Genomic DNA, 12061 nt, shown 5'->3' with positions numbered 1-12061 from the left:
AATCTCACTACGCGGATATAGTTTTAAAATGAAGCATCTTCTAAACGAAATAAGTCAATGCACGATTTGCAAGGAGCATTTGCCTTTAGGTCCACGACCTGTAGTTACGGCACACCCAAACTCAAAAATTGTGATTGTTGGGCAAGCGCCAGGTACCAAAGTCCATCAATCGGGCATTCCTTGGGATGATCAAAGTGGTAAGAAACTAAGACAATGGTTGAATGTTACGGACGAGCAATTTTACAATACCGAGAATTTTGCCATTATCCCAATGGGCTTTTGCTATCCTGGCAAAGCGAAAACAGGAGATTTACCACCACGACCTGAATGTGCTCCAAAATGGCATAAATCCTTATTTGATAAGATGCCACATTTGGAGTTGGTCATTTTAATAGGTGCTTATGCACAGAATTATTATTTAAAGGATAAAAAGACGTTGACCGAACGCGTTAGTGACTACAAAAGCTATTTGCCCAAATACTTTCCCATTCCACATCCATCACCGACCAATCGTTTTTGGCGTGCTAAAAATTCGTGGTTTGAAGCATTGGTGGTGCCTGAGATAAAAGAAACAATTAAAAGATTATTATCTTAGTCAAAAAAGATGTATTTACATTTTGATGAAATAAAAACTGATTTACCAAAAGAAATATTTGAGAATAAAACAAAAATAATTTATGACTGGAGTTGTTGTCAAAATGAAAACTCCTACTTGAAATTTAATCAAATAAATCTATTTGTAGGTGCTAATAATTCAGGCAAAAGTAGATTTTTGAGAGGCTTACTTAAAATTCCTAATAAACCAGATTTTATTTCTAATAATGAAACATGTATATCGAAAAAAATCATAGAATATAACAGATATAGTAGAAATACTTTAGGTAAGCTATCGATAAATTTTAGGGCTAGAGTTAATTCACATTTACAACTAATACCTTTTAACAACATAAACATTCAAGAATTATTAGCAAATTTCTCTAAATATCAAACATGCATTGATTTTTTTGATAAAGAATTTATAAGGTTAGATAAATTGAAGTTTTTAAATAGAATAAATGCTCAACAATTAGATGAATTAGATTTTTGCTTTCGTTTTAGGTGTATAATTGAAGATTTAAGGTTTATCAAAATTAATAGACCTAGCTCAAAAAGATATATACCTATATTAAGAAGTGTTCATGTTAATAAATACCTTCAAACAGGTAATTTTAAAGAAACAATTAAAATAAACTATGACATTAATAAGAATGTTTTTACAGGTTTAGAATTATTTAATAAGGTTTTGGATCTAAAAACCTCACCCACCCAAGAACGAAAGAAAATCAAAGAATTTGAAATGTTCTTATCTCGACATTTTTTTGAAAATAAAGAAGTAGAAATAACATCAAACACAAAGGAAGGTGAGTTGTTGTTTTCAATAGATGAGGTAGAGTATCCCATTCATAACTTAGGTGATGGAATTCAATCTATAATTGTTTTATTATTTCCCATTTTTACAGCTGGTGAAAACGAATGGTTTTTTATTGAAGAACCAGAAATAAATTTACATCCTGGTTTACAAAGAATATTTATTCAAACACTTTTGTATGACGACTATCTAAAAAGAAAAAACCTAAGATATTTTTTCACAACTCATTCTAATCATTTTCTTGATACTACATTGTTGAGCCAACAAGTTTCAATTTTCCAATTTGAGAAAAATGAAGAAGAAAAATTCAAAATAAAAACTGATATTAAACCGAGTAAGGATGTTTTAGATATTTTAGGTGTAAATACTTCGTCAGTATTTCTTTCCAATACGTCTATATGGGTAGAGGGACCAACAGACAGGAAGTATATCTCTAAATTATTGAGTTTAATATTTGAAAAAAAGAATCAATGGCTTAAAGAAGATATTGATTATTCTTTTTTTGAGTACGGGGGTAATTTAATTGAACACTATTTATTTGGTAATGACATTGAGTTTGATGAAGAAACTGTAAGAGATAAAATTAATTCATTTGCTCTATCTAACAAAATTTATCTTTTAGCAGATAATGATAATGTGGACATGCGTTCAGCAAAAGGAAAGAGAAGAAAATTATTAGAAGAGAATGCAAAAAAGAACCAGAACTTTTATTATCAAAATACTGAACTAAAGGAAATAGAAAACTTATTGCCTAAAGACATAATTAAGGGTTTCTTAATTCATTTAGTAAAGGATATAAAGAATAAAAAAATATTAGAAGAAATTGAATTTGATAAAAGTAATTATGATAAAGTTGGGTTAGGGAAATTTTATGAAGTTTTGCTTTTAAATAATAATATTCCCAAGAAGAATCACAGAGCTTTTAAAGCTGATTCAGGAACATTAAAAAATGATTACAAAATAAAATTGGCCAATTTTGTAATTAATTCACATTATAAATATGAAGATTTCATAAAAGATAACGACACTTTAAAAATTATAATTGAAAACTTATTCAAGTTTATTAAGAAATAAAAACCTCACCATTTCTGGCGAGGCGCTTTCCTTTAAACTCGTTTAATTCCTAATGAACACATCATCAAAGATTAAAGTCTATACAAAAACGCTAATCCTCCAATAAACTGGTTTTCACTACCCACTTGAATGAGTGGACTATCCGCCACATCACCCAAAAGACGCCTAAACCCTAAAACACCTGTTAGCATCCATTTTTGATTAATGATGTATGTGGGAGTTATTCTAAATCCTACATCCTTAATACCAGCTTCAATATTGTAATTGGGCAATGTGCTTGTACCTAAATTTTGTGCATTAACGCCAAAATAAGTGGTCATGTAATTATCGGTGGCATAAGAGTTAAGAAGTGCGAAACGTGTAATCAAACGTCGTTTACGTAAGGTGTAACCAAATTCTAAATTAGCAAATCCACCGTCACTAACACCAAAAATATCATGAATATATTCAATTTTTAAATCAAAACCCTTAGCAAATTTATAGCGACCAAAAAGTCCCAATAGAGTTGAGAAATTTAAATCCTCTAGTTGGCTTACTTGCGCTTGGTCTACAATATTGTCGTTGCGCGGTAATATAAACCGTATCCTAGGACCAAACTCCCAATTTTTGTTACTAAGAATATTAGCATCAAGACCTATTGGAGATAATCTTATGTACTGACCAGATATCCAACTAGCATTAACTACTAAAGAAGGAATTGTTAAAAAACGATTTGACCCTTCATATTGTTGCGTAAGAGCAACTCCACCACCTACAAAAAGGTTTAACTTTTTAATCGGAGCTTCAGTATTAGCTGTTTGAGCATTTGTCTCATTTACAGTGTCCAGAATTAAAACTATTAAAAAGGCTATCAATCTTATAAACTTCATATTATTATAGCTACTATTAATCATTTTATAGAATAGTATTCGTCACTAAATTAAAGCTTTTATGACCTCAAGTACTAGTATTTACTCCCGTCATGTTTTCCTTTTTCCCAACCGTGTTTCCCTAAATATTGACCAGCGCTTTCAACAGCCCCAGTTTCGATATCAGTGCCCATAGAGTCGTTCCAACGGTTCAAATAGCCAAATAAAGAAATCACACCGAGCATCTCTACGATTTCACCTTCGTCCCAATGTTCGTACAGGCGCTGTTTAATATCAGCATCAACCGCATTTGGCACCAAAGAGGCGGCCAGACTAAAATCTAAAGCTGCACGTTCAGCTTCAGAAAATGCAGGATGTGTTTTGTAATCCCAAATGTTATCGAGTTGTTCCTGCTCAGCGCCATAGCGTTCAGCAGCTCGTATGGCGTGGGCTTGGCAATAGCGGCATCCTGTGGAGTTACTGCTTACCCAAGCAATCATGCGTTTTAATGCTGAGGTCACACGCCCTTCATTGGCCATAACGGCTTTATTCAAATTAATAAACGCTTTAGAAATAGCAGGTCTACGCTGCATAGTTAAGACCGAATTTGGGCAAAAGCCAAGGGTTTCATTGAAAAATTCGGCTAATGCTTTGGTTTCTAAATCGTGTTCTGGAGATAACGGAGTTACTAATGCCATTTTTAAAGTTTAAAAGTTAGAAGTACTTAAAGTGCCTAAAGTTAATAAGTAAAAATGGATAATGTGTATTAAAGTTAAGTTTGTATTGACCAAGGACTTTAAGTACTTTAGACACGCAAAACTTTAAGTACTTAAAAATGGCAGATAAAATCGTAACGCATTGGCAAGGGGGATTAACCTTTGAATCAGATAATCCAAGTGGTAAGACAGTGATTATGGATACGGATATTGAAGGTCAAAATGAACGCTATGGCTTATCACCTAAAGCTATGATGCTAGCATCCTTGGCTGGTTGTTCTGCTTTGGATGTGATTTCTATATTAGATAAAATGAATGAGGATATTGACGATTTTAAGATTGAAGTGGTTGGAGAACTCACAGAAGAGCATCCTAAATACTACCATTCCGTTGAAGTTGAGTACCATTTCTATGGGTCAGACTTAAACAAAAAGAAATGCGAACGTGCAGTAACTCTTTCTGTAGAAAAGTACTGTGGCGTGATGGAGATGTTCAGACGTTTTGCTGAGATAAAAACCGAGATTGTGTATCATATAGGCACTAAGCGTGATATTTAGTTTTTATGCGTTGGACACTTAAGCCAAAACCAGAAACTTCAAAAGTTGAAGCCCTAAAAAAAGCGCTTCAAGTTGATGATATTGTTGCCACCTTATTGTTGCAGCGCAATATTGCCACCTATGAAGCGGCCAAAACCTTCTTCAGACCAAGCTTTAATGATTTGCACGATCCATTCTTGATGAAGGATATGGATAAGGCAGTCGATAGAATCGAAAAGGCGATAGCTAATGGTGAGAATATTTTGGTGTATGGTGATTATGATGTGGACGGTACTACGGCTGTCGCTTTGATATCATCCTACTTAAAAACCAAAACAGATACTATTGCAACTTATATTCCAGATCGTTATGATGAAGGCTATGGCATCTCATATCAAGGCATTGATTTTGCGCACGATAATGACTTTTCTTTGATTATCGCCTTGGACTGTGGCATTAAAGCCATTGATAAGGTTGCTTATGCTAAAGAAAAAGGCATTGATTTTATTATTTGTGATCATCACAGACCTAGTGATGAATTGCCAGCAGCCGAAGCTATTTTAGACCCTAAGCGCCAGGATTGTGACTATCCATTTAAAGAGCTCTGTGGTTGTGGTGTAGGATTTAAGTTAATTACAGCTTTAGCAAGTAAAGAAGGGCAAACCGCTGAAGATTTAGTAGAGTATCTCGATTTAGTCGCCACGGCTATTGGTGCTGATATCGTACCTATTATTGGTGAAAACAGAGCCTTAGCCTATTTAGGATTACAAGTCATAAATACCAAACCTAGAGCTGGCATGAAAGCGATTATTGCTGAAGTTAAAAAAGAAGAGTTGACCATTACGGATGTTGTGTTTATCATTGCACCACGCATTAATGCAGCAGGGCGAATGAAGCACGGTAATCACGCAGTAACACTCTTAACGGAAACTGATTTTAATCTCGCTGCAGAATATGCCGTGGATATTGATCAGTTTAATTCAGATCGACGAGAAGTAGATAGGCAAATTACGGAGGAAGCTTTACTTCAGATTGAAGACAACAATGAGCAAGACCGATTTACAACTGTGGTTTATAATGAGAATTGGCACAAAGGAGTCATTGGTATTGTAGCTTCGCGTTTGACTGAAACCTATTACAGACCTACTTTAGTGTTTACAAAAAGTGGAGATAAATTGGCAGCATCTGCAAGATCTGTGAAAGGGTTTGATGTGTATAATGCATTGGAAGCCTGTTCAGAATATATCGAGCAATTTGGAGGGCACAAATACGCAGCTGGTTTAACCTTATTGCTTGAAAACTATGATGCTTTTAAAGCAAAGTTTGAGTCAGTTGTAAAAGAGACCATTGACCCAAAATTGTTGACACCAGAATTAAAGGTGGATTTAGAAATTAATCTAAATCAGATTGACCATAAATTAATGCGAATTATTCGCCAATTTGCGCCATTTGGACCAGGAAATATGACACCAGTATTTATGACACAAGGAGTACAAGATACAGGTTGGGGAAAATGTGTTGGCGAAGACGATAAGCATATACGATTTACTGCAACACAATCTTTTGCAGATAAAGTCGCAGCTATTGGTTTTGGTTTGGGAGATAAAATCAACTTGATTAAGAATCAACGATCTTTCGATATTGCTTATACGATTGATGAAAATCACTGGAATGGTACTGTAAGTTTACAGATGAAGTTAAAAGATATTAAACCTTAATTTTTTTGACGAAAAACGATCCATACGCAGCATTACGGTTTAAGGAATTTAATATTTTTCTATGGTTGCGATTTGCGCTTGTGTTTGGTTGGTCTATGCAATTTGTTGTGATTGAGTGGCAAGTGTATGCGTTGACAGAAAATCCATTATCGCTTGGTATTATTGGCCTTTGTGAGTTTCTGCCAGCTTTTTTCCTAGCACCTTTTGCTGGTCATATTGTCGATAAAAAAGAAAAGCGAAATCTATTTACACTGTGCATTGCCTTATTTTCTTTAATCAGTTTTGGCTTATTTTGGCTGACTTCTGAAACCGTTGAATCGACTTGGGAAACGAATACGATCTTATTTGGTATTTACGGATTGGTATTTTTTGGAGGTGTACTGAGAGCATTTTTCGGACCAACTATTTTTTCATTGATAGCACTACTAGTTCCAAAGGCGGTGTATCCAAATGCAGCAACGTGGAGTAGTAGTACTTGGAAAGGAGCTAGTGTTTTTGGTGCTTTGTGTGGTGGATTTTTGATTGCTTGGATAGGTGTACATTATACACTAGGCTTTATATTTTTATTAGTCATGGTAGCTTTAGTATTGGTTTTACAGATTAAGCAGAAACCAATTTTGAATAAAGCCATCAACGAATCTGTAAAAGAGAGTTTAAAGTCAGGGATTAGGTTTGTATTTAATGATAAAGTGATTCTAGGTGCGCTTACATTAGATATGATTGCTGTACTATTTGGTGGTGCCGTAGCAATTTTTGCGGTGTTTGCAAAGGATGTACTTGATGCTGGACCAAAAGGATTCGGTATTTTAAATGCCGCATTGTCCTCAGGAAGTATTGTTATGATGCTAGCCACTACTTATATTCCCATTACAAAAAATACAGGCAAAAAATTATTGGTTTCTGTATTTGGTTTTGGAATCTGTATGATCATTTTTGGAGCTTCAAAATTAATGTGGCTCAGTGTTGTGGCTTTATTCTTTTCTGGTGTTTTTGATGGTATTTCCATGGTTGTACGTCAAACGATTTTACAACTTAAAACCCCAGACAACATGCGTGGACGCGTTGGGGCCGTAAATTCTATGTTTGTGGGATCTTCAAACGAACTGGGTGCACTTGAAAGCGGTATTGCAGCAAAGCTATTTGGTGCTCCCTTAGCCGTAATGTTAGGTGGTACAGTAACCCTATTAACGGTTGTAGTAATGAGTCTTAGAAACAAACCATTACGCGAACTGGATTTACAAAAAGATATTGAAGATCACTACGAAGACATAAAGGCTTAATACTTTTTAAGCTCAAAGTTGTCTCCATCAAAAACACCATAGGTATAGTAAGAAATCCAATCGCCTAAGTTGACATACTTTGATGTCTCACTAAGCTTAATCTCTAAGGGTAAGTGTCGGTGTCCAAAAACAAAAAAGTCGCGATGTTTTTCTTTGAGTTTGCGTTTGCTGTAAAGCGCTAGCCATTCATTTTCTTCTCCTAAGAATTTGGCATCGTCGTCTCCAGAAATCAGTTTATTTTTCACCGATAAATATTGTGCAATTTTTACGCCAATATCTGGATGTAACCAACGGAATAGCCATTTAAAAACTGGATTGGTAAAGACTTTTTTCATGCGTTTATAGCCTTTGTCCCCTGGCCCCAAACCATCACCATGACCAACAAAAAAAGAGGTACTGGTCATTGAGGTTCCCGAAGTGACCGAAAAGGCTTCGAGAGTCTCAGCCTCCATAGAAAATGTAAATTCCTGTGGTTGGTGATATACAGGAATACCTAATTCTTCTTCAAAATAACCATTCATCCATAAATCGTGGTTACCCACAAAATAATAGATTGGAATACCAGAATCACTAATTTCAGCTAATTTCCCAAGTGTTCTCGTAAAGCCTTTAGGAACAACAGTTTTATATTCGAACCAAAAATCAAACAGATCACCAATAAGAAAGATAGCAGCAGCATCTTGTTTAACTTCATCTAACCAAGACACAAATTTTTTTTCACGAGGCCTAGAGGCTTCCATGTTAGGTGCTCCAAGATGATTGTCTGAAGCAAAATAAATCTTTTTGCCTGATGGTATTTCTATGTGGTTATTCTTACTCATTGTCACTGGCATACCACTCAGCAAAGCTGGTAGCCGTTTCTCGAAGTTTTAAGGAATGCAATTTTATAGTGTTTGGTAAGTGACGTTTTATTTTTTCTGCAAAGTCAATCACCATCATTTCAGTCGTTGGCTGATAATCTACTAAAATGATGTCGTGGCCACGGCTTTTTAAATCATTTGCTAATTCTAAATGTGGTGTATTTTTATTGAAAATCATGGCATGGTCAAATACATCGACAATTTCGTCTTTGACGATTTTCTTCAAATCCCCAAAATCGATAACCATACCAAACTTGACATTGGTGTTATCTTCAATTGGAGTACCAATTACAGTCACGTCTAAGTGATAACTGTGGCCGTGTAAATTTTTGCACTTTCCATCGTAACCATGAAGCGCATGGCCAGCTTCAAATGAAAACTGTTTTGTAATTCGTATGTTGCTCATTAACGTCTTCTGTTTCTATTATAAAAGTAGATGATAATCAGTACAATTGCTAAAATTAGAAAGAGTCCGTTTCCCATTTTAGTCGTCTTTTATTCTGTTTTTATTATATCTGTAAATCGCATAAGCGATAATAACCAATACCACAAATGGCAATAATTTACCTATAAAGACCCCAATAGCATAGCTGTCGTCTGGCGCGTCCTTCAACTTTTGGTCGATGTCAACCTCTTGTAATACGTAAATAAATGCTCTAATCAATGCTTTTATACTTAACTATCGATTTATCGGCCAAATTTACGTGTTTTGTGCAAGTGATTTAAATGTTTTTCTGAATTTTATGATTAATGGTAGTCCACGAGCAATAATCCAAAGGGTGAATGCTGTAAAAACGCCATACAATTTGTAATCCATAAAGTCGGTCCAGAAAATCACAGGAATAAACACCAATAGTGTCGAAAACAGCAAGACATTTCTAAGGTATTGCATCATGCCTAAACCTTTAAAAACACCATCAAAAATAAAGGCTAGTGCACATAAAGGTTGCATGGCTAAAATTATCCAGAACACTTTGTAAAATTCATCTAAAACGGCTTTATCATCCGTAAATAGTTGCCCTATGGGAGAGTAAAGTAGCGCGCCAATACTTCCAATAATGAGGCCTACAACAACACCATAGGTTATGAGTTTATTACTCAATGTAATTAGACTTTTGTAATGCTTTGCACCAAATAGTTTACCAGATAAGATATTGCCAGCACTGGCGTAACCATCAATAAGAAAGGCACCTAAAAACCAAAGGTTGATGGCAATGGTGTAAGCCGCAATATAAGTAGTGCCATACTTTGTGGCGTAACTTGTACCAAAGTACAGCGCTACATTAAGTGCAATAGTCCTAATGAATAAATTGATAATCATCCATATAAAGCGCTTAATTTCTGGATTAAACGGAAATCTGACCAATAACGGGATATCGGTTTTTTTAAGAATATAATATACAGAAAGAGAAGCCATGATAACCTGTGCCATTACACTCGCATAAGCTGCACCTTTAATATGCATAGCAGGAATAAACCCTTCAATACCATAAACCAAAACAATATCGAGAATGATATTAGCTACCGCTCCTGTAATGGCAATAAGCATGGGGTAATACGTGTTTTGAAGCCCTCTAAAAGTGCCGAAAACAGCTATGGTAAACAACGTAAATGGAAACCCAAAAACACGGATTTGGTAATAATCCACACTGTAGTCTAAAATTAGGTTGGAAGCATTATAAAGTTTAAAGATTTGTGCAGCAAACGGATAGGTCGCTAGAATGATTAAAAGACTTAAGGATGTAATGATAAACATGGCTTGCGCCGGAAGATTTTTGACTTCGCTCAGTTTATCGGCTCCCAAATATTGTGATACAATTGAGGAAATGGCACTACGTGTTTGTCCCAAAACCCAAATGAGCATAGATAAAAATGTAGTAACAATCCCCACAGCCGCAAGTGATTCTGTGGCGTCGTAATCCATATTACCGATGATTGCTGCGTCGGTTAAGGATAGGATAGGCTCAGATACACCAGAAATCAGTGCTGGTATAGCCAGCTTATTGATATGTTTTAAAGAAATATTTGTTGTGCTCAAAGGACCAATTCGTAACAATGAAAAGGGTATTCACTCTGTTTGGGAAAGTAAATATCTCCTAATCGTTTATAGCCGCGAAGTTCGTAAAACTTTTGGTTTCTTTTATTCTGTGAAAAGGTATCTAATCTTATAGAACTATAGTTATTGTCTATAGCGAACTGCTCTGCAAAATCCATCAACTGTTGTGCATAACCTTGGCCTTGAAGCTCTGGATGAATGGCCAAACGATGAATATAGATGTTGTTTTCGCTTTTAGTGAGCCATTCAACTGGAAAATAGTCTTCATCCATAAAAGTAGACATCACAATAGTGCCTTTTACTTGCCCATTAATATCCAATACATAAAGCTCATTTCGGTTAACATCATTTTCAAAAGCCAATGCATTAGGATAGTGTTCATTCCATTGATATATGCCCTTGGCTATCATGGCTTTGGCGCATGCTTTGGTTAAATCCATTACTGATTCTATATCTTCTGTATTACCTTTACGTATCATTTATAATGTGTACTTTTGCCCCAAAGCCCATAATGGGCGTTAGTAGATACCATTTCTGTTATCTTAAAGCGTTGTTTACATAACATTTACTTTAATAATAAATTTAAATTATGAAAACGATTTTAGTTCCTGTTGGGTCATCCAAAAACGCACAATCGCATTTACAGTATGCGGTAGACTTTGCTAAGACATTTGGCGCAAAACTATATGTGATTCAAATATATAATGTTTATACCAAAGCAGGAACCATGATTAAAGTCGATCATATTCTTGAGCGTGAGTCTATGGCATTCTTAGAGTCTCATATTGCCTCTATAGATACTAAAGGTATTGAGGTGATTGCCAAAACATTTAAAGGAAAACTCGTCGATACTATAGAAAAGGTTTGTGAAGCCCTTAATGTAGATTTAATCATTTTAGAGCCTAGAACCAATTCTATTAGCGATGAGGTGTATTTAGGAAAAACGTCGGGTAAGATTGTAAAGCGTACACAAATCCCTGCTTTAATTGTACCAGAAGGGTATGTGTATAAACCTATTGTAAAAATGCTCTTGGCGATAAAGTCGGCTATCATAAGAAAGGAAGGTGTTTTGAAGCCTTTGCAAAGCATAAAAGATCAATTTAAATCTGTCCTTAATATCTTGTTGGTAAAGACACCATATCATAATTCAGGTGATTTTGAATTGAATGACGAGTTAAAGAGCCTGATTACCAACACCACAAAGGTCGAAAGTCCAACAACGTTTCAAGCGGTGTTAGAGCACTACAAGAATCACAGTCCGGACTTATTGTGCGTGGTAAGGCGTCATCGTGGGTTTTTCTCAAAACTATGGGAAGAAGATATCATTTTAAAGAAAGACTTTCATAGCTCCAATATTCCTGTTTTGGTGTTGAGTGGACTTAAATAATTTTAATTAAGCCAGAATTACTTTTGTTGGCATATAGCATTTGTCATAATAAAGTTTATTTTTGCTAGCGCTAAGATTTGGGGCATTAGCTCAGCTGGCTAGAGCGCTACGCTGGCAGCGTAGAGGTCATCGGTTCGACTCCGATATGCTCCACCAAAAAGCTTCACAGTGATGTGAG

The 12061-nt window shown here is 35.4% G+C and carries 13 protein-coding genes and 1 tRNA gene; 7 read left to right on the top strand and 7 right to left on the bottom strand.

Annotation, left to right across the window (positions count from 1 at the left end):
* The first annotated feature begins 28 nt into the window (after window positions 1–28).
* Both Q0992_RS01685 and Q0992_RS01680 read left to right on the top strand, forming a co-directional pair.
* A complete protein-coding gene (locus Q0992_RS01685; RefSeq protein ID WP_299519715.1) occupies window positions 29–595 on the top strand; it encodes a uracil-DNA glycosylase family protein in 567 nt (188 codons plus the stop codon).
* A gap of 9 nt (window positions 596–604) precedes the next feature.
* The gene (locus Q0992_RS01680) at window positions 605–2482 is read left to right on the top strand and encodes an ATP-binding protein (protein ID WP_299519713.1); all 1878 of its coding nucleotides are present in this window, start codon (window positions 605–607) and stop codon (window positions 2480–2482) included.
* Between the two features lie 71 nt (window positions 2483–2553).
* On the opposite strand, the gene Q0992_RS01675 is transcribed toward Q0992_RS01680, so the two are convergent.
* Complete coding sequence (locus Q0992_RS01675; RefSeq protein WP_299519711.1) at window positions 2554–3351, bottom strand: MipA/OmpV family protein; 798 nt, start codon at window positions 3349–3351, stop codon at window positions 2554–2556.
* Between the two features lie 74 nt (window positions 3352–3425).
* Window positions 3426–4028: a carboxymuconolactone decarboxylase family protein gene (locus Q0992_RS01670; RefSeq protein ID WP_299519709.1), complete on the bottom strand. Its 603-nt coding sequence runs from the start codon at window positions 4026–4028 to the stop codon at window positions 3426–3428.
* A 137-nt stretch (window positions 4029–4165) separates the two neighbouring features.
* Here Q0992_RS01670 and Q0992_RS01665 point away from each other — a divergent pair, with 137 nt between their 5' ends.
* From Q0992_RS01665 to Q0992_RS01655, 3 genes are read left to right on the top strand one after another with little or no spacing between them, the layout of a single operon-like run.
* Window positions 4166–4603, top strand: coding sequence for an OsmC family protein (locus tag Q0992_RS01665; protein WP_299519707.1), 438 nt, complete (start codon window positions 4166–4168; stop codon window positions 4601–4603).
* 5 nt (window positions 4604–4608) lie between these two features.
* On the top strand, window positions 4609–6300 hold the full coding sequence (gene recJ, locus Q0992_RS01660) for a single-stranded-DNA-specific exonuclease RecJ (protein WP_299519705.1): 1692 nt from the start codon (window positions 4609–4611) through the stop codon (window positions 6298–6300).
* A gap of 5 nt (window positions 6301–6305) precedes the next feature.
* Complete coding sequence (locus Q0992_RS01655) at window positions 6306–7580, top strand: MFS transporter (RefSeq protein WP_299519703.1); 1275 nt, start codon at window positions 6306–6308, stop codon at window positions 7578–7580.
* Here Q0992_RS01655 and Q0992_RS01650 read toward each other — a convergent pair.
* The 5 genes from Q0992_RS01650 to Q0992_RS01630 all read right to left on the bottom strand — a co-directional run bounded on the left by Q0992_RS01650 (window position 7577) and on the right by Q0992_RS01630 (window position 10975).
* Window positions 7577–8383, bottom strand: a complete 807-nt coding sequence (locus tag Q0992_RS01650) for a UDP-2,3-diacylglucosamine diphosphatase (protein ID WP_299519847.1) — start codon at window positions 8381–8383, stop codon at window positions 7577–7579. The two genes, Q0992_RS01655 and Q0992_RS01650, sit on opposite strands and share 4 nt — an antisense overlap.
* Window positions 8384–8393: 10 nt before the next feature.
* Window positions 8394–8846, bottom strand: a complete 453-nt coding sequence (locus Q0992_RS01645) for a 6-carboxytetrahydropterin synthase (RefSeq protein ID WP_299519701.1) — start codon at window positions 8844–8846, stop codon at window positions 8394–8396.
* A gap of 78 nt (window positions 8847–8924) precedes the next feature.
* Complete coding sequence (locus Q0992_RS01640; protein WP_299519851.1) at window positions 8925–9104, bottom strand: hypothetical protein; 180 nt, start codon at window positions 9102–9104, stop codon at window positions 8925–8927.
* Between the two features lie 36 nt (window positions 9105–9140).
* Window positions 9141–10478 carry an MATE family efflux transporter gene (locus Q0992_RS01635; RefSeq protein ID WP_299519699.1) on the bottom strand — a complete coding sequence of 446 codons (1338 nt, stop codon included), beginning with the start codon at window positions 10476–10478 and terminating at the stop codon, window positions 9141–9143.
* Entirely contained in the window at window positions 10475–10975 is a 501-nt protein-coding gene (locus Q0992_RS01630) for a GNAT family N-acetyltransferase (RefSeq protein ID WP_299519697.1), read from the bottom strand. Before Q0992_RS01630 ends, Q0992_RS01635 begins: the two co-directional genes overlap by 4 nt.
* Window positions 10976–11085: 110 nt before the next feature.
* Between Q0992_RS01630 and Q0992_RS01625 the strand changes: the two genes are divergently transcribed.
* Both Q0992_RS01625 and Q0992_RS01620 read left to right on the top strand, forming a co-directional pair.
* Complete coding sequence (locus tag Q0992_RS01625; protein ID WP_299519695.1) at window positions 11086–11883, top strand: universal stress protein; 798 nt, start codon at window positions 11086–11088, stop codon at window positions 11881–11883.
* A 79-nt stretch (window positions 11884–11962) separates the two neighbouring features.
* Window positions 11963–12039 (top strand) — tRNA-Ala (locus Q0992_RS01620).
* Window positions 12040–12061 lie beyond the last annotated feature (22 nt).

The sequence above is a fragment of the Winogradskyella sp. genome, assembly GCF_028289625.1.
GTDB lineage: Bacteria > Bacteroidota > Bacteroidia > Flavobacteriales > Flavobacteriaceae > Winogradskyella.
Note: the sequence above shows the minus strand (reverse complement) of the source record. Positions and strands in the feature narration are given on the sequence as shown.